A 25,131-nucleotide genomic window follows, 5' to 3' on the forward strand; every position below is an offset into this window, starting at 1 on the left:
ACCAAAGGGTCAGAGCATTTCAGCGTTTCCATGAAACATGAAATGCTCTAGCTCGCTCCGGCTTGCGCATGTTCGTCGAAGAAAAGAGCCTGACTGATCAGCGCCTTCACGGTTTCCGGGTTGAAGGGTTTGGTCACCAGAAAGGCCGGCTCGGGTTTCTTGCCGGTCAGTAGCCGTTCGGGAAAGGCGGTGATGAAGATGACCGGTACGGCCGCCTGCGTCAGGATGTCGTTGACCGCGTCTATGCCCGAACTTCCGTCGGCCAACTGGATATCCGCGAGCACCATTTTCGGCGATGTCTGGTGATAGAGATCAAGCGCCTCGCGGCGCGTGCGGGCGATCCCGGTGACCCGGTGACCGAGGCTCGTCACCATGTCCTCGATGTCCAACGCGATGAGAGGCTCATCCTCGATGATCATCACGTCGGTCGCGATCTGGCGCGAAATCTCCTCCGAGGCGCTGGTCAGCAGCTTGCCGAAGGCGCCGTGGTCCAGCCCCATGATTTCCGCAGCCTCGCCGGTCGAGAAACCCTCAAGGGCGACGAGAAGGAATGCCTGTCTCTGGGGCGGCGCGATGAGGGAGAGATTGGAAGCCGCCTTCTGCTCCCATGCGAAAGGCGAAGCGAGCTGAGTTCGGTCGATCTTGAGTTTTCCGAACAGGGAACAGAACAACTTGTAAAGACCGATGCGATCGTTCGACGCGGCCGGGAAAAGCCTCAGATCGTCGATCAGCGCTTCGAGCACGGCAGAGACATAGGCATCGCCGGCTGCTTGCGAGCCGGTGACGGCACGGGCGTAACGCCGAAGATAGGGGAGGTGGGGCGCAATCCTTGTGGAAAGTGGCATTTAGACCTTCCTAAACTATTGTGCATATGTTCCTGTCTTGCCGACGGCGCAAGCAGGATACCTCAAATGTTTTGAGCACGTATTCCTGTTTATGGAAAGCCTTGAGAAACAATCGCGGCAAATGAATTGGGCGACCGGCTGCTGCGACCTGAATGGGATTGGCTGAAGCTTATTCCGACAGGCACGAAAAGCGCCACATCAGGTACCGCGGATCTGAAATGGCGCGGAACTGCAGCCCGCACGGAACGGGAAGATGAAGAAGTCCTCAAAGAAAGGCGCCGTGCCAGCGGGGGTCGACCGCGCCGAGACGACGCAACCTCACGGTCAAATCGCTTCGAAGCTGAAGGCGCTCTACCAGACGGTGGAGAACGAACCCGTGCCGCAGCACTTTCTGGACCTTCTGCACCGTCTGGATGAGGCCGAAGAACGACCGCGTGAGTGACGCCGCAGCTTTCACGCTGGCGGCCACCGACAAAACGAGCCGCCCCGGCAGGAGCGCGGCCCGGAGAACTATCCGTATCAGCAGCGCGCCGTGTAGCGGCGGCCGTAGCGGTCGCGATAGACACAATAGCCGGGCTCGTTCGCACGACCGATAAGGGCACCGGCGACACCGCCGACAGCGGCACCTACCGCAGCTCCCCTGACGTCATTGGATATGGCACCGCCGATGATACCGCCGGAGGCAGCGCCGATTGCCGCACCTCGTTCCGTTTGCGTGCAGGCAGCCAAGGGAAGGATCAGGCTTGCGACGACGAGTAACTTCTTCATGACGCGTTCCTATTCAGGGTTGACACAGAACTGCTGGAGATGCCGAGCATAGTCTTCGGTGGAAATGCGCACCGAGGCATGGCTGGAGCCGCTGCGACGCTCATCTGAGCGTCGGTCCCCGTTGGAGGGGTGGTCACAACAGGCGCCGCCAAGGCTTGCATTCCCATCTCCCATGGATGCCGCCGCCGCGGCGCTTGTTATTGTCGCCAAAACGCCGATTGGCGCCTTTTGTTCCGCGCGCGATGACGCCGGCGCGCATGCCTGTTGCCGGAGGGACACGGAGCGGTCGTCATTTATGCGACTGGCGTTCGGCACGTTCCAGAGTCTCGAGCAGCGCCTGGATCCGCTTGTTGTACTTTTCCTCGGAGTGCCGCTGAAGGTCGCGCATCGTCCTGCCGATATGGAGATTCCGATCACGCAGATCGGCCTGATAACGGCCCGCATCGTTTACGGTCTTCCAAATATGTCGCGATGGTATCTTCATTGTCTTCCTGGAGATTCTTTCATTCCGAACAACGCCAAGCGCTTTCGAAGGTTCCTCTCGCTTGCACGCGAAATATAAGTTCCGTTCTATTTGCGGTTCTCTTGGTTAATCAATGCTTTCTGAACCGGACAGACACCCTCGCACCGCGTAGCCACAGCCGGCCCGGGAACAAAGGCGAGCCGACACGCGTTTCGATTTCGGTAACGCAGACAAGGAGATAGCAGATGCTCTATTACGCTCTCGTGTTCCTGATCGTCGCGATCATCGCCGGCGTCCTCGGCTTCGGCGGAATTGCCGGCGCTTCGGCGGGAATTGCGCAAGTCCTCTTCTTCCTGTTCCTCATATTCCTCGTGATCTCGCTCGTAGCGGGTCTCATCCGCCGAACGTGAGCCTCCAGGCGGGGCTTGCCGCCCGCAAAAAAGGTGCCGATCGATAAGGGGTGGAGCTCTCGTCTCCACCCCTTTCCAGTTGTGGTGTGACGCTCTGTTCCCTTGCCCTGCCGGGTCCGCTTGGCTATTCATGCGAATATCCGCCGCGCATGTCAGGACACCATCTCCCATGAAATCCCTGGAAGTTGTCGTCGTGAAGTGACGCGGCACGGCGGCATGACGGATAGGAGCATCTGCACATGAAGACGGACGTAGTGGTTCTCGGTGCCGGCATTGTCGGGATTTCCAGCGCGATCCATCTGGCTCGGCTTGGAAAGTCGGTGGTGCTTCTGGATCGGCGCGGCGCCGGGGAGGAAACGTCCTTCGGCAATGCAGGCCTGATACAGCGCGAGGGCGTCTTCCCCTACGGCTTCCCGCACAATTTCGGAGCGCTTTTCCGTTACGCCCTGAACAACACGATCGACGCCAGCTATCACTTCCGTGCGCTGCCCAGTCTCGTGCCGTTCCTCGCGCGCTACTGGTGGCACTCGGGCTTCACCCAGCACCAGAAGATTGCTCATCTTTATGCACCGCTTATCGAACATTCGATCGCGGAACATCAGGACCTGATCGACGCGTCCGGCGCCGGCGACCTCATTCGCAAGGATGGCTGGATGAAGGTTTTCCGCACCGAAAAGGAGCGGGACGCGGCCTATAAGGACGCAGAACGGCTTTCCGCCGGGTTCGGAGTCAATCACCAGAAGCTTTCGACCAGCGAGCTGAAGACGATCGAACCATCCATCCAGGTCGAACTCGCCGGCGGCCTGCGCTGGACGGATCCGTGGTCGATCCGCGATCCGCACAGCCTGAACAAGGCATATCTCGCCTACTTCCAGTCGCTCGGCGGCCGGCTCGTTTCCGGGGATGCCGCGACACTGGAGCACATTCTGGAAGGGGCGGGATGGCGTGTCGCCACACCGGACGGCCCGTTGGAGGCGCGGGAGGTCGTCGTCGCGCTCGGGCCGTGGGCCGACACGGTGACGCGAAAGCTCGGCTACCATTTCCCGCTCGCCGTGAAGCGCGGCTACCACATGCATTACGGCGCCCGGGAGGGCGCTCAGCTCAACAACTGGGTGCTCGACGCCGAGAAGGGATATTTCCTGGCGCCGATGCTGCGCGGTATCCGGCTGACGACCGGCGCCGAGTTCGCGCTGCGCGATGCGCCGAAAACGCCGGTGCAGCTGACGCGGGCGGAGCGGGTCGCTCGCGAATTCTTCCCGCTCGCCGAGCGGTGCGACGAGGAGCCGTGGATGGGCGCGCGGCCCTGCACGCCCGACATGATGCCCGTTATCGGCAAGGCTCCGCGCCACGAAGGCCTCTGGTTCGCCTTCGGCCACGCGCATCACGGCATGACGCTCGGGCCGGTCACCGGCCGCGCGCTGGCACAGGCGATGACGGGTGAGAAGCCCGTAATCGACATCGCGCCGTATCGGCCGGAGCGCTTCCTCGCATAGAGGATGAGGAGGAGTGTGATCGATGGTCTTCGCTTTAGCCGAGCCAAAACCATAGTGATCTGGAGCGCCCTTTGTGCCTCCGACTGGACCACGGGCTCACCAAAGGCATAAGACGGGGGCGAGATTGTCGGCCCCCGCCTGTCGCCTGAACTTTCGATCAGATGCAATTTCCCTTGTAGAGGTATTTGGCGACGTCCGGCTCGGCGATGTTCGCCTTGGTCGCGGTTACGGTGCCGGTGCCTATCGGCGTCTCGACGGGCTCGCCTTTGACGGCAGCAACGGCCTGCTTGAAGCCAATATAACCCATCTCGAAGGGATGCTGGATGACGAGGGCGTCGAGCAGACCTTCGTTCAGGGCCTCGATCTCGGCATCGTCGGCATCCACTGCGACGGCGACGACGCTGTCGGCGGTGTCGGTTGAACGAATGCCGCCGGCGACGCCGATCGCCGGGTTGTTGGACTGCGATACGACGCCGATGAGGTCGGGATGGGCGCTCATGAGCGACACGAACGCCTGCTGCGCCTTCGGTATGTCTTCACTGGCAAACTGATTTCCGATGTAGGTAAGGTTCGGATGATTTTTGATCTCTTCCTCGAAGCCCCTGATCCGGGCATCGACGGTGGAGATGCCGGGAATGCTGTTGATCTGCGCCACCTTGCCGGACTTTCCTTCCAGTGCTTTCGCCAGCGCCTTGGCGGTTTCCCGGCCGACACTTTCATTGTCGGTGCCGACCACGGCAGCCAGTACAGACGGGTCATCAAGGGTGGTGTCGACGGCAACGATCTTGGCACCGTTGGCCGCCGCCTCCATAAGCGGCGCGATCAGTGCGGTCGAGCTCGTCGGATCGAGCACGATGGCGGAAGGACTCGTCGCCATGACGGAGTTCAATACGGGGATTTGTTCGGAAGCTGAGTAAGTCGGGGCGGCCTGGATGTTGACCTTCACGCCTAGCTCCTCGGCGGCAGCGCGGGCGCCGCAGGCGATGGCCTCATGGAAGCCGCTGTTCCGCTGGCCGAGAACCAGCGACACGCTGATGTCGTCCGAAGCCGCGGCGACTGTTGCCGACAGCGTGGTGGCGGCAAGCAGGAAAGCAAGTCTCTTGGTCATCTTCGTCATTGTGTTCCCTCTTGTGGTTGTGGTTGGAGGTCAGGAGGAGCGGGAGCGGCGTCGGTACTGGTCGAGCAGCACGGCCGCGAGAAGGACGATGCCCACGGCGACTTCCTGCCAGAAGCTCGGCAGGCCGACGATGATCAGGCCCGAGGCCAGGACGACAGGAATGAACACCCCGGCTGCCGTACCGTACATGGAGCCGACGCCGCCGAAGAGGCTTGCGCCACCGAGGACGACGGCCGTGATCGCCTTCAGATTGTCCATGGCATGGCCCGAAATCGTCGTGGACGAGAAGCGGGCGAGGGTGAGATAGCCGGCCAAGCCGGCACAAACGCCGGAAATTACATAGATCGATACGATATGCCGATCGACCTTGATGCCGGCGCGGCGCGCGCCTTGCTCGTTGGATCCGACTGCATAGGTATAGAGGCCGAAGCGGGTCATGTGCAGAGCGATGCCGGCGATGGCCGTGAAAACGCAGGCGATCACCACGATGACCGGAATGCCCCCGAGACGGCCGATGCCGATCGACGTAACGATTGATCGAGGCACCCCGGTCAGGTCGACGCCGCCGGTCATCAGCCGGGCCAACCCGAGCGCGATGCCCATGCTGGCAAGTGTGACGATCAGCGGCGTAAGCCGGGCTCTGGCAATGAGCAGGCCGTTGACGAGCCCCCAGATCGCTCCGGAGGCAAGCGACACGACAAGCCCGAGCACCGGCACCCAGGACGCATCCGAGCCAGTTGCACGCATGGCGATCAGCGACGCGACGCTTGAGAAGACAAGCACGGCGCCAACCGACAGATCGATACCGGAGGCGATGATGACATAGGTCATGCCCACCGCGAGGATCATCATCATCGAAGCCTCGATCGCCATGTTCCGCAGGTTGATACCGCTCAGAAACGCGGCGGGCGCCATGACCGTGAAGATCGCTATGATGATGATAAGCGAACCGAAGATCATCAGTTCCGGACCGTCCAACAGCCGGCGGATCAGGGGCTTTGGCGGCGAAGCGTCATGCAGCATGGAAGGCTGGTCCTTGGTCGTCGTGTGGTCGGATGCGGTTTCGACGGTCATGCCGCGGCTCCTTCGCGTTCGAGGGCGCCGGTCATCGCTGCGACGAGCTCGTCGGAGGTAACCGCACCGGTGGCATAGGTCGCAACGCGACGACCGTGGCGAAGCACGGTGACGCGGTCCGACACCGCAAGGACATCCGGCATGCTGTGGCTGATGAGCACGACGGAGATGCCGGTGTCTCGAACGCGGCGGATGAGGTCGAGCACGTTGCGCGTCTGCGCAACGCCGAGCGCTGCGGTCGGTTCGTCCATGAACACCACCCGTTTCGCCCACATCAGCGCGCGTGCAACCGCGATGCCCTGGCGCTGTCCACCGGAGAAATTGGCGACAGCCGCGCGCAGGTCGGGAACGCGCACGCCCAGACGGGTAAAGGACTCCTGGGCCCTGCGCCGCATCAGCGTCTTGTCGAGAAAGCCGAGGCGGCCCATCAGTCCGGGGGCGGCGATCTCGCGGCCGAGATAGAGGTTCTGCACCGCATTGAGATCGACCGCCAGCGATAGGTCCTGATAAACGGTTTCGATGCCGTGTGTGCGGGCGTCGAGCGGGCTGTCGAAATGGACCGGCTTTCCATTGACAAGGATCTCGCCGCTGTCCGGCTGGAGCACGCCGGAAAGAATCTTGGTCAAGGTCGATTTGCCGGCACCGTTGTCGCCGATGAGGGCGACGATTTCGCCCTCATGGACATCGAAACTTGCGCCTTGCATGGCGCGCATCTGCCCGAAGCTTTTTTCGATATTGCGAGCAGCGAGGATCGGGGTTGTCATGGCAGTCTCCAGACTAGAAAAGCGATCATGGTTCGTCGGGCTCCAACAACGTTCAGGTGCGCGTTGCACGGTCGGCGCCACCCGACGGTGCTTTCCGCCCGCCTCCATGGCGGGTGTCGGTTCGAAAGCAGCAGCAGTCAGTTGGCGAGGCCACACCACTCGACGATGGCGCGGGCATAGATGCGGGCGCATTCTCGCCATTCGCGCATGTTGATGCGTTCATCGACAGCATGAGCGTAGCGGATGTTCCCGGGGCCGAGCACGATCGCTGGAATGCCTTGAGCCTGAAGGAAGGACGCATCGCTTACGGCATTGAAGGAAGCGGTTTTGGCCCGCCCTGGGGGGAGGGCACCGAGCACTGCGGAACGGGCCCCGACGAGCACGTCTACAAGTGGGTGATCCGTCGGAACGTCTGCAGCAGGCCAGTGGCTGCGCCAGGTGAATCTCGGCGGGTTATCGCGAAGCCAGGGGTCGAGTTGGGCCGCGTGGTGCACATGGCGCTCGATTTCAGCCTTCACCGCCTCGGGGTCTTCTTGCGGCGCGTACCAGACGAGGTAGCCGACATAGGCGTGGTCGGCCATGTAGCCGACGCTCGGAACGCCGACATCGCCGTGGAAGACGCCCGGCACGAGCGAAAACAGCCCCGGCGGAAAGGCCGGATGGCGTTTGCTGATACCCCACTCCTGTTCGAGATCCTGTAGCGCTTGCACGACCTTGATCAGTTTCTCGACGGCGTTGACGCCGGCGCTCGAGCCTTCGCCGCCGGCGCGGATAGCGGCCCCGCGGTTGCCGGCATGGGTGCCATGACCCTTGACCGAAATTTCAAGGTTGAAGTTGCCGGCCGAGACGGGAGCGATCGTCAGCGGCTCGGGTTGGGAGGAGGGTTCGGCAACGATGGCCGCATCGGCCCGGAAGCCGGCCTTGATCACGGCTGTCGTGCCGGTTTCGTGGTCCATCGTCTCTTCGCCAACGACGGCATGGACCTGCAGGTCGCCCTTCAGCAGGACGCCGGCCTCCTTGAGCGCCGCGATGGCGAGACAGGCAGCGGCAAGGCCGCCCTTCATGTCGGTGGACCCGAGAGCGAAGAGCTCCTCTCCGCGCCTTACCGGCTTCCACGGATCTCCGGAAATCCAGGCTTCGGGCTTGAACGGAGCGACCGTGTCGACATGGCCGTTGAAGAGCAGGGAGCGCCCGCCGCCGGTGCCCTTCAATACTGCCGCCAGATTGACCCGCTGCGGATCGACTGCGATGTCATGGAGGTCGAAGCCGAGGTTGAAGAGATAGGCGCCGATGAGGCGCGTACAGGCCGTCTCTCCGCCGATCACGGTTTCACGGGCGATGCCGGGAAAGCCCGGATTGATGCTGTTGACCGACACAAGCTGCTCAAGAAGGTGCTCCGCGCCGGGGGCGAGGCGGGCAATCGCGTCGTCGATGCGTTCAGAAAGTGCAGAATCCTGCACGCCTATTGTGGGTGAGTGCATATCCGGTCCCAAGTTTTCGTTCCCGCAGGCCGTTCTTGTTCTCGGCCGGCGCCAGGAGGCTTGCCGGCCGCTCGCCCTAGGCGCGGTCCTGTCGAATGAAAAATTGCGCAATTGTCAGACATCTGTCAACAAAAATATGAGCGACCGATCCCAGGAACGCGCAAACGGGCGCTGCGTTAACCCGGCCGGGCCGCACTTGGCTGCAACGGCAAGTGTTTTATTCAGGCGGAGACGAAAGCTCATGTGCATGTCAGTTGTCTTACAACAAGGTGATTTGAGCCGCGCCTTCATGAGGAGAGGCGATCGTCATAGCTGTTTTTTTAGTTCTGGCGCCGGAACCAACCTGGTCTTCGCGTGTTTCTCCTCCGGCTGACCGCGAGAGTCGGCAGGCTTGGGCTTTGCCCGGCCGAGGGAGGAGTTTCAAACACGATGAGCAAGCACACGGTGGAGTTTGCCGGCGAGGCTGTCGGTGCGCTGATTCCGGAGAACGGCCGATTGCGGTTCATGGCCGTGAAATTCAGCGTCTGGTCCCTGGAAGGCCAGTTGTTCGCGACGCCGGACGAAGCCCGCAAGGCCGTTGCTGTCATTCATGGCCTGAAGGAGGGCAGGTCGGTCTTCGACAACCGTCCGCTCCCCTTGGGCGGGTATCAGACAACCCCAATTTCCGAACTGCGCTGATCGGGCGGCCATTGGCGGCTCCGATCATCGTTCGCGCACATCGACCCGGTCTCGTGGCCGGTCTTCTTCTCCATCTTCATTCTTCTGCGGCGTAGCGTCCGTGTCGTAGAACTCGTCCGGTGCCTTCCACTGCAACGCCACCTCCAGCCGGCCGAGGACAAAGAGCACGACGAGGCTCGCAATGGCGGCGAAGGCCGCTATCAGCCAGAAGCCGAACCCAACCCCGAGACCGACGGCGCCGGCAAGCCACATGCCGGCGCCGGTCGTCAGGCCCTTCACCTCACCCTTCGAAAAGACGATCATGCCGGCGGCGAGAAAGGCCACTCCCGCGGTTACGGCTTCCACGACGCGAATGGGATCGATGCGCACCTCGGGGCCGGAAAGGCTTTTCATGTGCACGCTTTCGATGGCGACCACCGCGAAGATCGCGGAGGCGAGGCTGACGAGAATATGGGTCCTGAGCCCGGCCGGCCGCTGCCGCTTTTCACGCTCGACGCCGATCATCGCGCCGAGCAGGATGGCGCCGAAGAGCCGCGCGAATATCACTGAGTAAGGTGTTTGGGTATCGACAAGGATGTCGTTAAAGACTTCGTTCATGAAAGACGAACGCGCTCCGTCACTCGACCGCTCGGGGCGGATCTGATTGCAGAAGTGCGGGATGGCGCGGCAAACCGCGTCATCCCGCTCGACTTCATCCCGCCCGACAAGGGGCGTTCGTCGATCTACTGCGCAGGAGTGCTCTGCGGCTGGGCCGGCGTGGCAGGTGCTGCCGGTGCAGCTGGCGTCTCGGGCGCTGCCGGGGTCTGAGTCTCAGGTGCTGCCGGCGCCGTCGTTCCTCCGGCGGGCGGCGCCGCCTGGTCCGTAGGTGCGGCCTGATCGGCAGGCGCGGCCTGATCCGTGGGCGCGGCGGCCGGCGGTGTGGCGTCGGACGGGGTCGTCTCGGATTGGCTCGGCGTGACCGGCTCGTTCTCGGCGTCCCTGGTCAGCTCTGCCGGCAGCCAGGCGATCAGCGCGAGTACCAGGCCAGCAAGAATGATGACCAGCAAAGGCCAACTGCTACGGCGCGATCTGGTAACGGGCGCTTCCGGGTCCCGCGGCGTCGGTTGGCCGGTGGCAGGATCGAGCGGCGGTTTCTCCCGCAATTCTTCGTGCTGGTTCATGACGTACATCCTTTCTCTCCGTCACCCCGCCTGCAAATCGCCTTTGCATGGATCCCCAAATCAGCATGACCAAAGGGGAGGGGTTCCGTACCACCGCAAGTAAATTGCGGCCTCGTCGCGCCCCGGTGGGCACGCGACGCAACGATTAACGTCCCGCAGGCTGCAAGGTTCCGTTGTGTCCGGGCCGTGCCGCCCGGCCCCCGACTACCTTTCCGGGAGATCCGCAACCGCCGGTCGCCTCTTGTCATAAAACTGTCACAAAGGCAGATGACCGTCCGCGGTGGCATGGCTGGGGCTGTTGCGGAGGATCGAGATGGATGTCGAAGGCATCACCACGGCCAAAGCCCTGACACGCGACAGGCGGACACAGGGTGATTTCCACTACGCCCTTCTCGTCATCTGCTCCTGCATCGTGCTGTTGACGTCGATCGTCATCGCCGATCGGCTTTTCGGCATCGACTACTACGACCTCGTACGCGACCCCAACGCGATTGCCGGGCAGCCGAAGTATTTCGGGCTGGTCTCCAATCTCGGCGTCATTCTCTGGTTTACGGGAGGGATTGCTGCCCTCCAGGCCTATTGGTCCGGCGCCGGCTTCGGCGCGCCGCATCTGCGACGCACGCTTCTCGCCGGCGGACTCTTTTCGGGCCTGATGGGCATCGACGATCTCCTGATGCTTCACGAGGCGATTGCCACGGCGGGCGTCCCGGAGCCGCTTGTCCTTGTTCCCCATATGCTGTTGCTGGCGACGCTCTGTTATCACGCCTGGTATATCCGCCGGGATATTCAGTGGGTCCTGCTTGCCGCCGCCGTCGCCTCGCTCGGCTGTTCCTTCCTGGTGGACGCGGTTTCGGAACACTTCGCCGGAATGGTTTTCGTCGAGGAGGGCTTCAAGATCCTCGGCATCATGTTCCTGGCCGTCTTCCTCAGCCTCACAAGCCATGCGGCACTGAAAGCCAAGCGCCGCTGAAACGCAGCCGGCAGGGGGAATGCGGGCCTGTTGCAGGCGCTTCCAAATCTGCTAGATCATAACGACCTTGGGCCGCGTCGGCCTAAAGTCACGAGCATGTTCGATTCGAACAGGTTGTGAAGCGGGATTCGGGCGGAAAAGCGCACACTTTTCCTCATCCCGCTCTACACCATCCTCTGGGATAGGGGGCTGAAGACGATGCAGATGGCGAGATTGGCTTGCACTGGTCTGATCCTTGCCGTGTCGGGGGCTGAAAGGCTCCATGCCGAACCGCTTTATACGGTGGCCGACCTTGGAGCCGCGCTTGGCAGATGCTGGACTCCGCCGCAAGGCTTCACGGATTCCTTCGTCACCCTTAGGTTCGGGTTCCGCGGCGACGGTACGTTGATGGGCCCGCCCCGGCCGACTGCGATCAAAGTGAACGGCGACGAAAAGCAGCGGCAGGCATTCGTGACCGCCGCCACCGAGGCGCTGCAGAATTGCGTGCCGCTGGAATTTTCGAAATCACTTTCCGACGAGATCGCGGGCAACGTGTTCACGCTGCAGTTCAAGTCGGCGGAGTGATCCGCGGAAGCGCCGGATCGCATGGCGCTTCCCGTCTTGCGGAAATCAGCTTCAGCCATGGAGCCAGGTGAAAGACCGACATCAGCAAATACATGCTACTCATCCCGTTCAGCAGCGAAGCGCCCGGTATCGAAGCGCCCTGTATCGATGAGCAGATATCCGCACCGTTGCCGGCGGCCAGAAGCGCCATAACCGCGAAAGTCGGTGCGGCGGCGAAGCCCAGCCAGTCGCCGAGGCCTCGCGCGACGGTACCCGTTGCGAGCCGCATCGGACCGTCACACTTGGGGATATTCGTCGTGGCGGCGCCACCATATGCCGTTCTCGTTGCGTCCGAGGGGAGCCCGGTCGAGCCACTGATACATGCCCCATAGCCCATCCAGTCCACGCGCATAGCTGGAATAGGTGTGATAGACGATTCCATCCTCGATCGCGAAGGCGCTGACGCCGGGCCTGTCGCGTGTATAGGTGGCGACGTCGGTTCCCGTCATGGCTGCGATCTGTGCGACCGGCCCCTCGCTGCCGCTCGGGTCCCAATCCCGGACTGTCCTGCCCGCGAGCGGCTCAGATGCCGGTTGTTCGGGGATTGGCGGCTCGCGGCGGAAATTATACTCGATGCCGCCCTCGCGCTGTTGTTGTTCGGTGAACCAGACGCAGAAATCGCGGTTGAAGTCGCCATCGTCCGAAGAAGCCCAGGGGAAGCTCCATCCCAGCCGCTGCTTATAGGCCTTGAGCTTCGCAAGCGGCGCGCGCGAAACCGCGGAGAAGGCGACGTCGTGGTTTTCGAGATGAGCGACGATCCCGTTGAACCCATCGGCGATCGCAGAGCAGGACGGGCAGCCGGCCGTATAGTCGGGCCCGAACATGAAATGATAGACGAGGAGTTGCGAGCGCCCCTTGAAGAGGTCGCGCAGCGAGGCCTCGCCCTCGTCGGTTTCGAACCGGTACGCCTTGTCGATCCGTACCCAAGGCAATTCCCGGCGCCACCGCGCCAACTCGTCGCTTCGCCGCGTCAGGTTCTTTTCGGCCTCGAGCAGGTCGAGCCGCGCTGCCAGCCATTCTTCCCGTGTTCCGATTGCATGTGCCGTCATCATTCTTCTCCTTTGGCCATTTGTCGTCGTACATTGCCCGGGGGCGGGCTGCTCGACCGACAGGAACCCAGACTAGGGCCGGAGATCGAATGGTGAGAGTGACAAGTGTGACGGGATTTCGATGGACTCGCTGATCACCGCTGCGGCACGGGCGCTCGCGGCCGGCGATCTCCTCGGCGTACTGAACCGCGTGGCTTTGCGCGACGACGCGCATGCGCTCGCGCTTCGGGGCATTGCGATGGCGCAGCTCGGAGATTTCGGCCGGGCGAAGACTCTTCTCAGAAGCGCTGCGCATGCCTTCGGCCAGAGACAGGCGGTGGCGCGCGCGCGCTGCATCGTCGCCGAGGCCGAGATTGCGCTCGTCTCGCGGGATCTCGGCTGGCCCACGAAAACGCTCGAAGCGGCGAGGTCGACGCTCGAAGCGCATGGCGATCACGTCAATGCAGCGCATGCGCGCAATCTCGAGGCCCGGCGCCTGCTTCTCATCGGCCGCCTGGACGAGGCAGAACGCGCGCTTGCGGAGCTGGACTCCGGCATGACGCTCCCCCCGGCGACGCGGGCGGCCCGCGAACTCGTCGTCGCCGGCATCGCCATACGGCGTCTGCAGGCGAAAGCCGCGCGGATAGCGCTCGCCCGAGCCGAACGCGCCGCGCGCGAAGCCAATATCCCGGCACTGACGGCCGAGGTCGAAAGCGCATCGCTCGTGCTCGATGCGCCCGTCGCGCGCCTGATCGGCAGCGGTGGCGAGCGCTCTCTCCTCATCGAGGAAGTGGAAATGCTGCTCGCGTCGGGAGCGCTCGTGGTGGATGCCTGCCGCAATGTGGTGCGGGACGAAAGGCTGGTCGTCTCGCTCGCGACGCGCCCGGTGCTCTTCGCGCTTGCCCGCGCGCTCGGCGAAGCCTGGCCGGCAGACGTGCCGAGAGCCACGCTCCTCGCACGCGCCTTTCGGGCAAGACATGCGGACGAATCGCACCGCGCCCGGTTGCGCGTGGAGATCGGACGGCTCCGCACGGAACTTCATGCGCTGGCGCAGGTGTGGGCGACGAAACAGGGCTTTGTGCTTTCGCCGCGCCGCGCGGGCGAGGTCGTCGTGTTGACGCCGCCGGTAGAAGAGCAGCATGCGGGGGTCCTTGCCCTGCTGGCCGACGGAGAGTCGTGGTCGAGTTCGGCACTGGCGATTGCGCTCGGGGCGAGCCCGCGCACCGTGCAGCGCGCACTCGAGCAGCTTGCGTCGGCCGGCAAGGTACAGTCCTTCGGCCGCGGACGGGCGCTTCGCTGGATGACCCCGCCCGTCCCGGGCTTCCCGACAGTCTTGTTACTCCCGGGCCCGCTACCGAGCGACTAGTATGCGAGGCAGCTACAGCGACGAGGATGGAAAAATGAAACGATCGAAAGCCGAAATTCTCCAGGAGTACGGACCTTTTCCGAATACCGAGCAGGTGGCCGGCGTCACCTTCGATGGCCGGCACGTCTGGTTCGCCTCCGGCGACAGGCTGAACGCCCTGGATCCGGAGAGCGGCAAGACGGTGCGCTCGATCGATGTCGCCGCACATGCGGGAACGGCCTTCGACGGTCGGCATCTGTTCCAGATTGCGGAAGATCGTATCCAGAAGATCGATCCGGAGACCGGCCGCGTGCTTGCCACCATTCCGGCGCCTGCCGAGGGCGGCGATTCAGGCCTGGCCTGGGCGGAAGGAACGCTTTGGGTGGGCCATTACCGAGGGCGGAAGATCCACCAGGTGGATCCCGACACCGGGAAGATTCTCCGCACCATCGAATCCAACCGGGTCGTCACCGGCGTCACCTGGGTCGATGGCGAACTCTGGCATGCGACATGGGAGGGCGACGAGAGCGACTTGAGACGCCTTGACCCGGAAACGGGAGAAGTCCTCGAAACGCTCGAAATGCCCCCGCGTGCAGGCGTTTCCGGCCTTGAATCCGATGGCGGCGATCGCTTTTTCTGTGGCGGAGGAAGCAGCGGGAAGGTGAGGGCCGTGCGCAGGCCAAGCCGGGTTTCCGCATAGAGGGTCACGGAGATGGACCGCAATGAAGGTCCCAGAGCGTTTAGAAGGGACAATCGCGTTGACTCTGGGACCTTCAGACGACGTGGGCGGCTGACGAGGATGCCGCCGTGGTCGTCTCAGAGCGATATGCGTCACGAGGAGCAGCGTGCAATGGTCCTAGGACCTTTAACCTTCCCGTGTAGGACCAAGGTCCGATACCGCCAACAGGCCGGAACAAAGCTCGCGGCAGGCGATTCTTCACGAGAAGGGATTCGTAGCTGGAGTAGCTCTCATGACAATTGTCCTCGTCAAGAGCTCCGTTGCCTTGGGTGTTGCGGTTTTCTTGACCGCGGCTCCTGTAAAAGCGCAAAGCACAAACGAGATCGGCGCTGCCGATACCACGGTGGTCGCTGCCGCAGGACCCGTCGAGGGTACGGCGATCGACCCGCCGCCGCCAGGCGTGACGCAATACGTCGAACTGCAGCCGCTTCCGCAACGGCCGCTTGTGCTGCAGGAGCAGATATCCGTTGGCAAACCGGTGCCTGAAACAGTCTTTCTCAATACGGTTCCGGCCGACAGGCGCTATGGCTTTGCGGTGGTCAACGAGAAGCGCGTCATCGCGGATGTAAAGAGCCGCACCGTCGTGCAGGTGGTCAAATAGGCGCGGCGAGCGCTATAGCGCCCCGCCTGTGACCGGGTTCACTTCGGGTTTCTCACTCGTGTCCTTTGCCCCTGGAGGCTGGACCGTTGGTGGTGCGATCGACTCCTCGTCCCGGTGCTTCTTTCGGTTTGCCGGCTGACGAATATCGGCTGGTTCAGACTGTTCAGGGGTCGCATTGGTATCCTTGGTGCTCATCGTCTTCTCCTTTCGGCAGAATGAAAACGGGCCAGCCGTGGCTGGGTTCCTGATGCGGGCGCCTGGGTACGGCGATTATAGCGACGTCTTCAAGGAACTACGCGGCACCGAGGTGAGCTTGCGGCCGCGGCGCGTCCGCCTCGGTCACGACCCCCATGACATAGGATGAACGCGTCGGAACATCCATCCGCGAGTCGAAGCGCTGCTGGATCGCGTTACAGGAGCTGGATCCACTCCATGAACGATCCATAGACAAGGCCGATGAGGGAGCAGCCGGCTAAGACTGTCAGCATGCCGATTTTGAACCGGAACACCGCGACCATCGCGCCGACGGTCAGAATGAGAGAGTCCAGGTTCACGGAACTCAGAACCGGCACATCGACCGTCATGCCGAATCCGCGCGCTTCATAGAGTTCGCGAAAGAGCACGTGCAGCGCGAACCAGATCGCCAGATTCAGGATGACCCCGACGACCGCCGCGGTGATTGCCGCCAGCGCGGCGGACAGAGCCCTGTTGCTGCGCATCGTTTCCATGAACGGCGCGCCGAGGAAAATCCAGAGAAAGCAGGGCACGAAAGTCACCCAGGTCGTGAGCAGCGCGCCCAGCGTGCCAGCGAGCAACGGATGAAACAGACCGGGGTCGCGGTAGGCGCCCATGAAGCCCACGAATTGCGTGACCATGATCAACGGGCCCGGCGTCGTCTCAGCCATGCCGAGGCCGTCCAACATCTCGCCGGGCTTCAGCCAATGATAGTGCTCGACGGCTTGCTGAGCGACATAGGAGAGAACCGCATAGGCGCCGCCAAAGGTGACCATCGCCATCTTAGAAAAGAAGATCGAGATGTCGGTAAAGACATTGCCTGGGCCAAATAACGCGACAAGTGCAAGCACCGGAGCGAACCACAAAAAGAGAGCGACACCGGCAACCTTGAGCGACCAACTGATTGGGGGGCGTGCATGGGCCGGAACCTCTTCGCCAAGCGCGGTCTCGATATCAGCGACTTGCCTGCTGCCGACTTTTCCGTGTCCGTTGCCCGCCTGAAAGGCAGCCCAGCCGGCTCGACCGCCGACAAAGCCGATGAGACCCGCAGCGAGGACGACCAGTGGGAAGGGGGCGCGGAACAGGAAAAGCGCGATGAATGCCCCGGCAGCAAGGGCTATCATGGCGCTGTTCCTGAGCGCCCGACGGCCGATACGAAGAACCGCTTCGAGCACGATCGCCAGAACCGCGGCTTTCAATCCGAAGAACAGCGCCTGAACGGCGCCGACATTTCCGAAGAGGGCGTAGATCCAGCTCAGCACCATGATGGCAACGGCGCCGGGGAGCACGAACAGGGCCCCTGCAACCAGACCGCCCTTGGTCTTGTGCATGAGCCAGCCGATATAGATTGCAAGCTGCTGCGCCTCCGGCCCTGGCAGTAGAGTGCAATAGTTCAGCGCATGTAGAAATCGGGTCTCGCCAATCCAGCGCTTCTCCTCGACAATGATGCGGTGCATCATCGCAATCTGCCCGGCTGGGCCACCGAAGCTCAAAGCCGCCACGCGTGCCCAGACCCGTAGCGCCTCGCCAAAGGAAATACCGTGGCTCAAAGCCTGACCTTGAGCCGATGTGGTCGTGTTCTTTGCAGTTTCGGTCAATTCACGCTCCCTTCTTCGGCAACAGCCATTGTGTATCTCATCAGTCGCGTCACGGCACCACGATAGAAGGCGTCGTACGGAAGTAAGTCTGCCTCAACTTGTTCATCGTCGCCCGCGTTCATGCGCGACAGCCCCAGCGAGCGGCGAGAAGGCCCGGTGCTTGCGGAGAAAGATCGAGGCGAGCCGTGTCGGCGCCGGATTACCCTGACATCGAGGTGGAGCTCTACAGCGATAACGGGATGCGCAACATCGTGGAGAAGCGCTTCGATGCCGGCGTTCGTTTGGGGAGACGCGAAATTGCGCCAAGGACCTGCTGCGGCGTCACCTCACCTGCTGCCACTCTCGAACAGACCGCTCTGCCTCAGGCTCAACGGACGCTCACAACCGCTCGCCGCCCCGGCTGAGTTTGGCTGCGATGGCGGAACGAATCTCCTGGCTTCAACGTCTTCCCCTCTAGGAAACCAGCGCATTTACTCTACTTCATAGGCCGCCATGGAGGATGTATGACAGACAGTTCAAGTGCAAAAGCGAAGACCGGGGTGGAGGGCCTCGATGACATTCTGTCCGGCGGGCTCTCACGCCGCCACGTCTTCCTGCTCGAAGGGGCTCCCGGGTCGGGGAAGACGACGGTCGCATTGCAGTTCCTGCTCGAAGGCGCCAGCATTGGCGAGCGCTGTCTCTACATAACGCTTTCGGAAACCGAGGAGGAACTGCGCGACAGTGCCCTCTCGCATGGGAAGGACATCGGCGATCAGGTCGAGATTTTTGAGCTCGTTCCGCCGGAAAGCCTTCTTGATGCCGACCAGCAGCAAAGCCTCCTGTACTCCTCCGACCTGGAGCTCGGGGAGACCACAAAGCTCATCTTCGAAGCCTTCGAGCGGGTGAAGCCCCATCGGGTGGTGATCGACAGCCTCTCGGAGATCCGGCTGCTGGCCCAGAGTTCGCTGCGCTACCGCCGCCAGATCCTGGCGCTGAAGCACTTTTTCTCGCGCTCGGACGCAACGGTTCTGCTTCTCGATGACATGACCTCCGACGCCATGGACAAGACTGTCCATAGCGTGGTGCATGGTGTCATCCACCTTGAGCAGCTTGCTCCGGACTACGGGTCTGAGCGTCGCCGTCTACGGGTTCTCAAATATCGGGGGCAGGCGTTCCGTGGTGGCTATCATGACTTCATCATCAAGACCGGCGGCGTCGCGGTCTTCCCGCGGCTGCGCGCCTCGGAACACAGGTCGGGCTTTCAGCGGACCGTGGTGGCGAGTGGCATCAGTGAATTCGACGATCTCCTCGGCGGCGGCATCGCACGCGGCTCCAGCACCTTGCTGATCGGCCCTGCCGGCACCGGCAAGAGCCTGTTTGCACTTCAGTTCGTAGAGGCTGCGATCCGGCGCGGCGAGCGGGCGGCGATCTTCGTCTTCGACGAGGAACTGGGGCTGCTGTTTGCCCGCACGAAGGAGATGGGGCTCGACCTGGAGGCCCTGCGCGAGGAGGGCCTGATCCACATCGAACAGCTCGACGCCGCCGAACTGTCACCCGGCGAGTTCGCCCAGCGCGTAAGGGACAGGGTAGCCAGCTTCGACGCCAAGACGGTCGTCATTGACAGCATCAACGGCTATCAGGCTGCGATGCCTGAGGAGAACGCACTTATCCTGCACATGCATGAGCTGCTGCAATATTTGAACAGGCAGGGTGCCAACACCTTTATCACCGTCGCGCAGCACGGCCTCGTCGGCGACATGAAGTCGCCGGTGGACGTGACGTACCTTGCAGATACAGTCATCCTGCTGCGCTACTTCGAGGCGGAGGGTCGGGTTCGCCGGGCGATCTCGGTGATCAAGAAGCGCACCGGACAACACGAGGATACGATCCGCGAATACAAGATCGGAACAAAGGGGTTGACGCTCGGCGAACCCCTTTCCGGGTTCCAGGGAGTCCTGCGTGGTGTTCCTGTTTTCGTGGGAAACCGACAGCCCCTTTTGCAAGCACTTGACGAGGATGGCACCCATTCCTGAGCGAGATGTGTTTGGCCTGATCCACGCCCCGCTGGGCCGCGACGGGCAGATTGCGGCGGCGTTGCTGCAGGAAGCGGGCTTGGTTGCGAAAATTGCCTCGACCCTGGACGCGCTGGTGGTGGATTTGAACGAGAACGCCGCCTTCGCCGTGATGACGGAAGAGGCGTTGCGGTCGGTCGACCTGCGTCCGCTTGTCTCGTGGATCGAGACGCAGCCGAGTTGGTCCGACCTTCCCTTCATCATACTCACCGCGCGCGGCGGCGGTCCTGAGCGAAACCCAGCCGCCGCCCGACTATCGGAAGTCCTCGGCAATGTCAGTTTCGTCGAGCGGCCCTTCCACCCGACGACATTCATCAGCGTCGCGCGTTCCGCGATGCGCGCGCGACGCCGGCAATACGAGGCGAGCGCCCGTATGGAGGCACTGGACGAAGGGGAACGCCGCCTTCAAACGGCGCTGGAGGCCGGCCGCCTCGGGGCTTGGGAACTCGATCTGGCCACAAACGGCTTGACCACCTCGCCCACCTGCAGGGAAATCTTCGGCCGCTCGCCGGAGGACGGCTTCACCTACGAGGACTTGCTGCAAGCGATCCACCCGGATGACCTGGCACGCATGACGGAGGCGGTGCGCAACACGATGGAAACGGGGGCCGACTACGCCATCGCCTACCGGACCGTCTGGCCTGACGGCTCTGTGCACGGCGCTGAAATCCGCGCGCAACTCCACCGGGACCGCACCGGGCGGCCGATCAAGCTGGTCGGGGTTTCAGCCGACATAACCGAGCGCCTGCAGGCCGAAGAACAGCAGCGGCATCTCAACGAGATGCTCGAGGAACGCGTGGCGGAGCGGACTCGCGAGCTGCAAGAGGCGCACAGGCTCGTGCTGGCGGAGGTCAGTCAGCGGGAACGGGCCGAGGAGCAGCTTCGCCACGCGCAGAAGATGGAAGCGATCGGCCAGCTCACCGGCGGAGTGGCGCACGACTTCAACAATCTCCTGATGGCGGTGCTCGGCAACCTTGAACTCATCCGAAAGCATGTTGCCGGCGATGCGAAGGCTACGCGACTGATCGACGGAGCCTTGCAGGGCGCACAGCGCGGCGCGTCGCTCACCCAGCGGCTGCTTGCCTTCGCCCGCAGGCAGGACCTTCAGGTGGGCCCGGTAAACCTCGCCGGACTCGTGACAGAGATGGAGGATCTTTTGCAGCGCTCGGTCGGATCGCGGATCGCCATAGAGGTGGCCGTTCCGGAGCGCCTCCCGCCCGTGTCGGCCGATGCCAACCAGGTGGAGCTCGCCCTCCTCAACCTGGCCGTCAATGCCCGCGACGCGATGCCGGATGGCGGAACGATCCGGATCGAGCTGAAGGAAGCGGAGCAGCCGGCGGTATCTGAATCCCTTGCACCCGGACGCTATGTCCTCCTGTCGGTTATCGACCAGGGCCAGGGCATGGACGCAGCAACTCTAGAGAAGGCGATCGAGCCGTTCTTTTCCACCAAGGAACTCGGCAAGGGCACAGGCCTCGGCCTTTCCATGGTTCACGGACTGGCCTTGCAGTTGGACGGCCGGTTGAAGCTGACGAGCGCCCTGGGTCAGGGGACCACTGCGGAACTATGGATTCCGGTGTCGACATCCGAGAGCCACGAAAAAAAGCAGGAGGTCGCGGCAGCAGGCCCTCGGAATGAAGCCGGCCCCAAGCGGATACTTCTCGTCGACGACGATGTCCTGATTGCCATGAGTTCGGCTGACATGCTGGCTGACCTCGGCCACGAGGTCGTGGAAGCCTATTCGGGAAAGGAGGCGCTCTCCTTGATCGATGGCGGCGCCACCTTCGACCTGTTAATCACGGACTACTCGATGCCGGGCATGACGGGAGCGGAACTGGCGAAAGCGGCGCGTGACCGTATGCCGGGGTTACCCATCGTGCTGGCCTCTGGCTACGCGGACTTACCGTCGGGCGTGGAAATCGACGTGGCCAGGCTGCCAAAGCCGTATTCCCAGGACCAACTGGCTCACATGCTTGGAAAGCTATTGTAGGTTCTGGAGCGCAGGGGAGGAACGGTCGATCACTATGCCTTTCCGAGTCGAGTCGATCACGCCGATCACCTCTCGACCTGGAGGAGAACCATGAAGTTTATCAACGTTTTCACTCTCATCCTCCTGATCGTAGGTGGCCTGAACTGGGGGCTGGTCGGATTATTCAGCTTCGACCTCGTGGCCGCGATCTTTGGGGCTGGCTCGGGGCTCGCCCGGATCGTTTACATCCTGGTGGGACTGTCGGCCGCCTGGCAGATCGTTCCCCTCTTTTCTACGATGGGCTCCGGCAATTTCGCTGCCGGGCAGAACCGATAGGACTTGGGAGGGACCGCTCGTCTTGCTTTGGGCCGCGATCCTCGTGACAATTATAGTGTTTTACCCCGTGAATGCGGTGGCTGCCTTGCTGCTTGCTCCTTACCTCGCCTGGGTGAGTTTTGCGGCGGCACTTTACATGTCGATCTGGCGGCGCAACCGCTCGAAACCAATGTTGCAGGGCGCCCGATGAGAACCCGATGGATCCTCGTGAATGATCGGATGCAGCAAGGCTACCGGTACGCTCTCGTTGCGCCCGTTGGCCGTGAGTTTCATCCCGATTTCCGACCAGACTTGACACCCGCCGAGATGCTTGGGCTCGGCGTGTTCGGTGGCAAGTACATGACCGACTGCCGTGACGAATTCCCCAACAGCTGGTTTGCAGAGGCCCGGCTGTCGCCGCTTCGAAAAGATCCATCACTCAACTGGTTCGGTGTCGACGCCAGCCAACCGCTCAGCGTCTGGCGAGCCAAGGGATGGATACATTCCGACGATCCGCGTGGCTGGTTCCAGTGGTACTGCCGGTATCACCAAGGACGTCGCATGCCCGGCGAGGACGAGAGACAGATCGCCCGTTGGAAAGCTATTCGCCGCCATGTCGCTCAGCTTCGCCGAGCCTGCGAGCCCGGGGATTGCTGGTGCCGGCCGCGTCAGCGCCAGGCTCTGCTGCATTGGGCATATGACAGCCGTTCGATTTGACTTTTATGCCGGTGCTGAAAAACGCCCGGAGCCTCTGCATTTTCACAAGGTGGTCACCCGCCACACGACTGGGCGACGATCATGCGATCGATGCTGTCTGTCTCGTATGGTATCTGCGGGGTGTCGCCAAATCCGATCAACGGCTTTAAATGAAAGCTTTGAAATTCCCTCTGTTTTCCCATCGCGAGCGACCGTGGATGCCACTTTTGTGCCCAGGCTTTGGGCATCAGTCAACACGGGTCTGAAGCGGAAATAATTTCCGCTTTCGGGCTGAAGTTTACGCTACCGCGGCCACCGCGCGGATGGCCGCTTCGCGCTCCATTACAGCCGTTCCGACATCCGCTGCCAGTCCCCAGGAGCGGACATCCAACTCACACGGCAGTGTTAGGAGCGTTATCGTCAAGGACGTCCTCCCGGTCGGGCTAGGTCTTCTGGCATGGAAAATTAAGCCTAGAACCGCCGGTGATCGAAAGCGATTTCTAAACCGCCGTACCAAACGGTAATGTATTGGGTGCGGACTTAGGCATTTCACGAGACCTTGGGTGTTGACGACCGGAGGTGCAGCGAATAGCAGCAGTTTAACTCATCTTTGGGCCTTACCCACTTGGCTTCTCCCTGTTGTAACCTAGAGGTAAACCCCCAGGAGGTACCCCTGCCGATGGTGCTCTCGCACCTGCTATCCTGCCGAGCCTGTCGATTGCTCGATACGGAAAAACCAGGGAAGTCGCAGAGGCGGTCGCCTTCCTCGCCGGCCCCGGTGCTGCCTCGGGCATTCTCGTCAACGGCGGCATCAGCGCCTGAGCATTGACATGAAGCGGAGCTCTGTGGCCTCTTGCGCCACCGGCCGGCCGGCGGAGTCCTCAGAGGCGACCGTCAAACCTGTTCTCCTAGGTGATGCTGGACCCACTTCACCTCTTCCGATGCGGTTCGCCCGAAATGCCGTTTGAAGTCGCGGCTGAATTGCGCCGGGCTGACATAGCCAACTGAAGCCGCCACCTCCGCGATTGTTCCTGTCTGGCGGGCGATCATCAGCCTTGCCTCATGGAGCCGCAGAGCTTTGACATATTGCATCGGACTTGAGCCCGTTAGGTCTTTGAAATGAACGTGGTACGAAGGGACGCTCATTCCCACGGCTTTGGCGAGATCCGCGACGGCAATTTCGCCTGCGTAATTGTCCCGTAGCCAAGCCACGCTCTCGACCAGCTTTCCCGACGTCCCTTTCCGCTGCAGGGCCGCGATCACTGCGCCACCTTGCGGGCCCGACATGACCCGGTAATGCAGTTCACGCAGGATGGAGTCTCCAAGTACGGCGACCTCGACCGGGCTTCCGAGTGCCATCAGCAAGCGCTGCAGGACGTCTTCTGTACTGCTATCCATTCTGCTGGAGTAGAGCCCCCTCGGCCTGGTGGGTGCGGGATTGGCGAGTTTTTCGAGCTGCATGGCGATCTCAGCCGCCATCTGCATGTCGAACTCCAGATAGATTGCCAGCAGTGGCCGCTGTGGACTGGCCGTAGACGTCATCCGGAAGGGAACGGGCACCGAGACGGCAAGATAGTGGTCCTCGTCGTAGAGGTAGATTTCCCCATCTAGCATGCCATGTTTGCTCCCCTGCAATACGAACACAGCGCCTGGCTTATAAAGGACGGGAATGTCGTTGAGCACCGCCTCCGTGCGCAGGATACGCACACAATGGAGCGCTGTTTTGTTATACCCGAGGCGGGGTGCGAGTTGCCCGGCGAGTGCTATGAGCCGGTCATGTCCTGATAGCTGTCTTTCTTCATTCATAGGATTTGGCAAGAATCTGAAATAATCCGCAATCGAATTCGCTAAATTTCCAGATTATCTGTCACATCGACGGTTAATCAAGGAGTTTCAGAAATGTCGCAAAAGACCTTCTTTATCACGGGGGCGAACTCGGGCTTTGGAGTGGCAATTGCCACTGCCGCAATCGAGGCTGGCCATAAGGTTGTCGGGACCATCCGCTCTGAAGCTTCGCGCGAAGCTTTGGCAAAGAGCCTTCCGCCGCTTCACCCGGTCCTTTGCGACGTCACCTATTTCGATCGCATTCCCGCCGTGGTTCAGCAAGCGGAGGACGATCACGGTCCAGTCGATGTGCTGATTAACAATGCGGGATACGGGCACGAGGGTGTACTCGAGGAATCGCCCATCGACGAGATGCGCCGCCAGTTCGACGTGAATGTGTTCGGCGCCGTCGCGGTGGCCAAGGCGTTTCTTCCGAGGTTCCGGGAGCGCCGCAGCGGCTTTATCGTCAACGTCACCTCGATGGGCGGCATGATCACCATGCCCGGCATCGCCTATTACTGCGGCAGCAAGTTTGCACTGCAGGGCATTTCGGAGGTCATGCGCTCGGAAATGGCGCCGTTCGGCGTCCACGTGACGACGCTTTGCCCCGGCTCGTTTCGAACAGACTGGGCAGGTCGATCCATGATCCGCACGGAACGTTCCATTGCGGATTACGATAGCCTTTTTGATCCGATCCGCGAGGCGCGTCAGGCCGTGAGCGGCAAGCAGCTTGGCAATCCGCAAAAGCTGGCCGCTGCGGTTCTGACCCTCATCGAGTCCGACAATCCCCCGCCGCAACTTCTTCTTGGCAGCGATGCGCTGAGGCATGTGACGGCACGGATTGAGCGTCTGCAACAGGAAGTCGAGGCGTGGAAGGATGTGACGGTCTCGACCGACGGCTGACG

At 62.1% G+C, this 25,131-nt stretch carries 29 protein-coding genes and 3 pseudogenes; 18 read left to right on the plus strand and 14 right to left on the minus strand.

The genetic code is table 11. From position 1 onward, the window contains the following. Positions 1-47 precede the first annotated feature (47 nt). Entirely contained in the window at positions 48-845 is a 798-nt protein-coding gene (gene rsiB2 / locus AC6CIG_RS08610; protein WP_437408252.1) for a PhyR-type response regulator RsiB2, read from the minus strand. Positions 846-1,098: 253 nt separating this feature from the next. On the opposite strand from rsiB2, the gene AC6CIG_RS08615 reads away from it, so the two are divergent. Further along, a complete protein-coding gene (locus AC6CIG_RS08615) occupies positions 1,099-1,287 on the plus strand; it encodes a NepR family anti-sigma factor (protein WP_437408253.1) in 189 nt (62 codons plus the stop codon). 77 nt (positions 1,288-1,364) lie between these two features. On the opposite strand, the gene AC6CIG_RS08620 is transcribed toward AC6CIG_RS08615, so the two are convergent. Beyond that, complete coding sequence (locus AC6CIG_RS08620) at positions 1,365-1,613, minus strand: YMGG-like glycine zipper-containing protein (protein ID WP_003527142.1); 249 nt, start codon at positions 1,611-1,613, stop codon at positions 1,365-1,367. Positions 1,614-1,785: 172 nt separating this feature from the next. Here AC6CIG_RS08620 and AC6CIG_RS08625 point away from each other — a divergent pair, with 172 nt between their 5' ends. The 3 genes from AC6CIG_RS08625 to AC6CIG_RS08635 all read left to right on the plus strand — a co-directional run bounded on the left by AC6CIG_RS08625 (position 1,786) and on the right by AC6CIG_RS08635 (position 3,979). Then, positions 1,786-2,175: a hypothetical protein gene (locus tag AC6CIG_RS08625; RefSeq protein ID WP_018094290.1), complete on the plus strand. Its 390-nt coding sequence runs from the start codon at positions 1,786-1,788 to the stop codon at positions 2,173-2,175. Positions 2,176-2,321: 146 nt separating this feature from the next. Then, complete coding sequence (locus tag AC6CIG_RS08630; RefSeq protein WP_003527150.1) at positions 2,322-2,486, plus strand: DUF1328 domain-containing protein; 165 nt, start codon at positions 2,322-2,324, stop codon at positions 2,484-2,486. A gap of 239 nt (positions 2,487-2,725) precedes the next feature. Then, complete coding sequence (locus AC6CIG_RS08635; protein ID WP_437408254.1) at positions 2,726-3,979, plus strand: NAD(P)/FAD-dependent oxidoreductase; 1,254 nt, start codon at positions 2,726-2,728, stop codon at positions 3,977-3,979. 157 nt (positions 3,980-4,136) lie between these two features. Here AC6CIG_RS08635 and AC6CIG_RS08640 read toward each other — a convergent pair whose 3' ends face one another. The 4 genes from AC6CIG_RS08640 to AC6CIG_RS08655 all read right to left on the minus strand — a co-directional run bounded on the left by AC6CIG_RS08640 (position 4,137) and on the right by AC6CIG_RS08655 (position 8,415). Further along, a complete protein-coding gene (locus AC6CIG_RS08640; RefSeq protein WP_437408255.1) occupies positions 4,137-5,096 on the minus strand; it encodes a substrate-binding domain-containing protein in 960 nt (319 codons plus the stop codon). 30 nt (positions 5,097-5,126) lie between these two features. Then, on the minus strand, positions 5,127-6,170 hold the full coding sequence (locus AC6CIG_RS08645) for an ABC transporter permease (RefSeq protein WP_437408256.1): 1,044 nt from the start codon (positions 6,168-6,170) through the stop codon (positions 5,127-5,129). After that, positions 6,167-6,934 (minus strand): ATP-binding cassette domain-containing protein, encoded by a 768-nt coding sequence (locus tag AC6CIG_RS08650; RefSeq protein ID WP_437408257.1) that lies wholly within the window; start codon positions 6,932-6,934, stop codon positions 6,167-6,169. The genes AC6CIG_RS08645 and AC6CIG_RS08650 overlap by 4 nt, the downstream gene beginning before the upstream one ends. A gap of 137 nt (positions 6,935-7,071) precedes the next feature. Next, positions 7,072-8,415, minus strand: coding sequence for a M20/M25/M40 family metallo-hydrolase (locus AC6CIG_RS08655; protein WP_437408258.1), 1,344 nt, complete (start codon positions 8,413-8,415; stop codon positions 7,072-7,074). A 429-nt stretch (positions 8,416-8,844) separates the two neighbouring features. Here AC6CIG_RS08655 and AC6CIG_RS08660 point away from each other — a divergent pair, with 429 nt between their 5' ends. Further along, on the plus strand, positions 8,845-9,093 hold the full coding sequence (locus AC6CIG_RS08660) for a hypothetical protein (protein WP_018094292.1): 249 nt from the start codon (positions 8,845-8,847) through the stop codon (positions 9,091-9,093). A gap of 24 nt (positions 9,094-9,117) precedes the next feature. Here AC6CIG_RS08660 and AC6CIG_RS08665 read toward each other — a convergent pair whose 3' ends face one another. Then, positions 9,118-9,690: an MgtC/SapB family protein gene (locus AC6CIG_RS08665; protein WP_437408259.1), complete on the minus strand. Its 573-nt coding sequence runs from the start codon at positions 9,688-9,690 to the stop codon at positions 9,118-9,120. Between the two features lie 125 nt (positions 9,691-9,815). Beyond that, positions 9,816-10,262, minus strand: a complete 447-nt coding sequence (locus AC6CIG_RS08670) for a hypothetical protein (protein ID WP_437408260.1) — start codon at positions 10,260-10,262, stop codon at positions 9,816-9,818. A 304-nt stretch (positions 10,263-10,566) separates the two neighbouring features. Here AC6CIG_RS08670 and AC6CIG_RS08675 point away from each other — a divergent pair, with 304 nt between their 5' ends. Together AC6CIG_RS08675 and AC6CIG_RS08680 are read left to right on the plus strand one after the other, a co-directional pair. Next, the gene (locus AC6CIG_RS08675) at positions 10,567-11,223 is read left to right on the plus strand and encodes a DUF8692 domain-containing protein (protein ID WP_437408261.1); all 657 of its coding nucleotides are present in this window, start codon (positions 10,567-10,569) and stop codon (positions 11,221-11,223) included. A gap of 198 nt (positions 11,224-11,421) precedes the next feature. After that, the gene (locus tag AC6CIG_RS08680) at positions 11,422-11,787 is read left to right on the plus strand and encodes a UCP034077 family protein (RefSeq protein ID WP_018094296.1); all 366 of its coding nucleotides are present in this window, start codon (positions 11,422-11,424) and stop codon (positions 11,785-11,787) included. On the opposite strand, the gene AC6CIG_RS08685 is transcribed toward AC6CIG_RS08680, so the two are convergent. Together AC6CIG_RS08685 and AC6CIG_RS08690 are read right to left on the minus strand one after the other, a co-directional pair. Next, positions 11,771-12,055 carry a hypothetical protein gene (locus AC6CIG_RS08685; protein ID WP_437408262.1) on the minus strand — a complete coding sequence of 95 codons (285 nt, stop codon included), beginning with the start codon at positions 12,053-12,055 and terminating at the stop codon, positions 11,771-11,773. The two genes, AC6CIG_RS08680 and AC6CIG_RS08685, sit on opposite strands and share 17 nt — an antisense overlap. A gap of 7 nt (positions 12,056-12,062) precedes the next feature. Beyond that, positions 12,063-12,875 carry a DUF899 domain-containing protein gene (locus AC6CIG_RS08690; protein ID WP_018094298.1) on the minus strand — a complete coding sequence of 271 codons (813 nt, stop codon included), beginning with the start codon at positions 12,873-12,875 and terminating at the stop codon, positions 12,063-12,065. Between the two features lie 121 nt (positions 12,876-12,996). Here AC6CIG_RS08690 and AC6CIG_RS08695 point away from each other — a divergent pair, with 121 nt between their 5' ends. The 3 genes from AC6CIG_RS08695 to AC6CIG_RS08705 all read left to right on the plus strand — a co-directional run bounded on the left by AC6CIG_RS08695 (position 12,997) and on the right by AC6CIG_RS08705 (position 15,539). Next, on the plus strand, positions 12,997-14,220 hold the full coding sequence (locus tag AC6CIG_RS08695) for a helix-turn-helix domain-containing protein (RefSeq protein ID WP_437408263.1): 1,224 nt from the start codon (positions 12,997-12,999) through the stop codon (positions 14,218-14,220). A 34-nt stretch (positions 14,221-14,254) separates the two neighbouring features. After that, entirely contained in the window at positions 14,255-14,899 is a 645-nt protein-coding gene (locus AC6CIG_RS08700) for a Vgb family protein (protein WP_437408264.1), read from the plus strand. A gap of 271 nt (positions 14,900-15,170) precedes the next feature. Continuing rightward, positions 15,171-15,539, plus strand: a complete 369-nt coding sequence (locus tag AC6CIG_RS08705) for a DUF1236 domain-containing protein (RefSeq protein WP_018094301.1) — start codon at positions 15,171-15,173, stop codon at positions 15,537-15,539. A 12-nt stretch (positions 15,540-15,551) separates the two neighbouring features. On the opposite strand, the gene AC6CIG_RS08710 is transcribed toward AC6CIG_RS08705, so the two are convergent. From AC6CIG_RS08710 to AC6CIG_RS08720, 3 genes and pseudogenes are all read right to left on the minus strand, one after another. Beyond that, positions 15,552-15,734 carry a hypothetical protein gene (locus AC6CIG_RS08710; protein WP_275596717.1) on the minus strand — a complete coding sequence of 61 codons (183 nt, stop codon included), beginning with the start codon at positions 15,732-15,734 and terminating at the stop codon, positions 15,552-15,554. A gap of 215 nt (positions 15,735-15,949) precedes the next feature. Next, positions 15,950-17,371: a chromate efflux transporter gene (gene chrA / locus AC6CIG_RS08715; protein ID WP_437408265.1), complete on the minus strand. Its 1,422-nt coding sequence runs from the start codon at positions 17,369-17,371 to the stop codon at positions 15,950-15,952. A gap of 1 nt (position 17,372) precedes the next feature. After that, positions 17,373-17,564: pseudogene (locus AC6CIG_RS08720) on the minus strand (chromate resistance protein ChrB domain-containing protein); the annotation flags it as partial. 4 nt (positions 17,565-17,568) lie between these two features. Here AC6CIG_RS08720 and AC6CIG_RS08725 point away from each other — a divergent pair. From AC6CIG_RS08725 to AC6CIG_RS08755, 7 genes and pseudogenes are all read left to right on the plus strand, one after another. Beyond that, a pseudogene (locus AC6CIG_RS08725) lies at positions 17,569-17,658 on the plus strand (LysR family transcriptional regulator); the annotation flags it as partial. Between the two features lie 216 nt (positions 17,659-17,874). After that, positions 17,875-19,383 (plus strand): ATPase domain-containing protein, encoded by a 1,509-nt coding sequence (locus AC6CIG_RS08730; protein WP_437408266.1) that lies wholly within the window; start codon positions 17,875-17,877, stop codon positions 19,381-19,383. Next, positions 19,367-21,412 carry an ATP-binding protein gene (locus AC6CIG_RS08735; protein ID WP_437408267.1) on the plus strand — a complete coding sequence of 682 codons (2,046 nt, stop codon included), beginning with the start codon at positions 19,367-19,369 and terminating at the stop codon, positions 21,410-21,412. Before AC6CIG_RS08730 ends, AC6CIG_RS08735 begins: the two co-directional genes overlap by 17 nt. 3 nt (positions 21,413-21,415) lie before the next feature. Then, positions 21,416-21,497 (plus strand): annotated as a pseudogene (locus AC6CIG_RS08740) (integrase); the annotation flags it as partial. A 5-nt stretch (positions 21,498-21,502) separates the two neighbouring features. Next, positions 21,503-21,727: a DUF378 domain-containing protein gene (locus tag AC6CIG_RS08745; protein WP_437408268.1), complete on the plus strand. Its 225-nt coding sequence runs from the start codon at positions 21,503-21,505 to the stop codon at positions 21,725-21,727. Positions 21,728-21,749: 22 nt separating this feature from the next. Beyond that, positions 21,750-21,917 (plus strand): tryptophan-rich sensory protein, encoded by a 168-nt coding sequence (locus AC6CIG_RS08750; RefSeq protein WP_437411626.1) that lies wholly within the window; start codon positions 21,750-21,752, stop codon positions 21,915-21,917. Further along, the gene (locus AC6CIG_RS08755; protein WP_437408270.1) at positions 21,914-22,423 is read left to right on the plus strand and encodes a hypothetical protein; all 510 of its coding nucleotides are present in this window, start codon (positions 21,914-21,916) and stop codon (positions 22,421-22,423) included. Before AC6CIG_RS08750 ends, AC6CIG_RS08755 begins: the two co-directional genes overlap by 4 nt. Positions 22,424-23,296: 873 nt before the next feature. Here the strand turns inward: AC6CIG_RS08755 and AC6CIG_RS08760 are convergent. Further along, a complete protein-coding gene (locus AC6CIG_RS08760; RefSeq protein ID WP_437408272.1) occupies positions 23,297-24,208 on the minus strand; it encodes an AraC family transcriptional regulator in 912 nt (303 codons plus the stop codon). 93 nt (positions 24,209-24,301) lie between these two features. Between AC6CIG_RS08760 and AC6CIG_RS08765 the strand changes: the two genes are divergently transcribed. Beyond that, entirely contained in the window at positions 24,302-25,129 is an 828-nt protein-coding gene (locus AC6CIG_RS08765; RefSeq protein ID WP_437408273.1) for an oxidoreductase, read from the plus strand. The last annotated feature ends 2 nt before the right edge of the window (positions 25,130-25,131 follow it).

The sequence above is a fragment of the Sinorhizobium sp. GQ132 genome, assembly GCF_059758575.1.

Coding starts and splice junctions, on each gene's coding strand:
- rsiB2 (WP_437408252.1), bottom strand. CDS start 845: ATGCCACTTTCCACAAGGATTGCGCCCCACCTCCCCTATCTTCGGCGT.
- AC6CIG_RS08615 (WP_437408253.1), top strand. CDS start 1,099: ATGAAGAAGTCCTCAAAGAAAGGCGCCGTGCCAGCGGGGGTCGACCGC.
- AC6CIG_RS08620 (WP_003527142.1), bottom strand. CDS start 1,613: ATGAAGAAGTTACTCGTCGTCGCAAGCCTGATCCTTCCCTTGGCTGCC.
- AC6CIG_RS08625 (WP_018094290.1), top strand. CDS start 1,786: ATGGATGCCGCCGCCGCGGCGCTTGTTATTGTCGCCAAAACGCCGATT.
- AC6CIG_RS08630 (WP_003527150.1), top strand. CDS start 2,322: ATGCTCTATTACGCTCTCGTGTTCCTGATCGTCGCGATCATCGCCGGC.
- AC6CIG_RS08635 (WP_437408254.1), top strand. CDS start 2,726: ATGAAGACGGACGTAGTGGTTCTCGGTGCCGGCATTGTCGGGATTTCC.
- AC6CIG_RS08640 (WP_437408255.1), bottom strand. CDS start 5,096: ATGACGAAGATGACCAAGAGACTTGCTTTCCTGCTTGCCGCCACCACG.
- AC6CIG_RS08645 (WP_437408256.1), bottom strand. CDS start 6,170: ATGACCGTCGAAACCGCATCCGACCACACGACGACCAAGGACCAGCCT.
- AC6CIG_RS08650 (WP_437408257.1), bottom strand. CDS start 6,934: ATGACAACCCCGATCCTCGCTGCTCGCAATATCGAAAAAAGCTTCGGG.
- AC6CIG_RS08655 (WP_437408258.1), bottom strand. CDS start 8,415: ATGCACTCACCCACAATAGGCGTGCAGGATTCTGCACTTTCTGAACGC.
- AC6CIG_RS08660 (WP_018094292.1), top strand. CDS start 8,845: ATGAGCAAGCACACGGTGGAGTTTGCCGGCGAGGCTGTCGGTGCGCTG.
- AC6CIG_RS08665 (WP_437408259.1), bottom strand. CDS start 9,690: ATGAACGAAGTCTTTAACGACATCCTTGTCGATACCCAAACACCTTAC.
- AC6CIG_RS08670 (WP_437408260.1), bottom strand. CDS start 10,262: ATGTACGTCATGAACCAGCACGAAGAATTGCGGGAGAAACCGCCGCTC.
- AC6CIG_RS08675 (WP_437408261.1), top strand. CDS start 10,567: ATGGATGTCGAAGGCATCACCACGGCCAAAGCCCTGACACGCGACAGG.
- AC6CIG_RS08680 (WP_018094296.1), top strand. CDS start 11,422: ATGCAGATGGCGAGATTGGCTTGCACTGGTCTGATCCTTGCCGTGTCG.
- AC6CIG_RS08685 (WP_437408262.1), bottom strand. CDS start 12,055: ATGCGGCTCGCAACGGGTACCGTCGCGCGAGGCCTCGGCGACTGGCTG.
- AC6CIG_RS08690 (WP_018094298.1), bottom strand. CDS start 12,875: ATGACGGCACATGCAATCGGAACACGGGAAGAATGGCTGGCAGCGCGG.
- AC6CIG_RS08695 (WP_437408263.1), top strand. CDS start 12,997: ATGGACTCGCTGATCACCGCTGCGGCACGGGCGCTCGCGGCCGGCGAT.
- AC6CIG_RS08700 (WP_437408264.1), top strand. CDS start 14,255: ATGAAACGATCGAAAGCCGAAATTCTCCAGGAGTACGGACCTTTTCCG.
- AC6CIG_RS08705 (WP_018094301.1), top strand. CDS start 15,171: ATGACAATTGTCCTCGTCAAGAGCTCCGTTGCCTTGGGTGTTGCGGTT.
- AC6CIG_RS08710 (WP_275596717.1), bottom strand. CDS start 15,734: ATGAGCACCAAGGATACCAATGCGACCCCTGAACAGTCTGAACCAGCC.
- AC6CIG_RS08730 (WP_437408266.1), top strand. CDS start 17,875: ATGACAGACAGTTCAAGTGCAAAAGCGAAGACCGGGGTGGAGGGCCTC.
- AC6CIG_RS08735 (WP_437408267.1), top strand. CDS start 19,367: ATGGCACCCATTCCTGAGCGAGATGTGTTTGGCCTGATCCACGCCCCG.
- AC6CIG_RS08745 (WP_437408268.1), top strand. CDS start 21,503: ATGAAGTTTATCAACGTTTTCACTCTCATCCTCCTGATCGTAGGTGGC.
- AC6CIG_RS08755 (WP_437408270.1), top strand. CDS start 21,914: ATGAGAACCCGATGGATCCTCGTGAATGATCGGATGCAGCAAGGCTAC.
- AC6CIG_RS08760 (WP_437408272.1), bottom strand. CDS start 24,208: ATGAATGAAGAAAGACAGCTATCAGGACATGACCGGCTCATAGCACTC.
- AC6CIG_RS08765 (WP_437408273.1), top strand. CDS start 24,302: ATGTCGCAAAAGACCTTCTTTATCACGGGGGCGAACTCGGGCTTTGGA.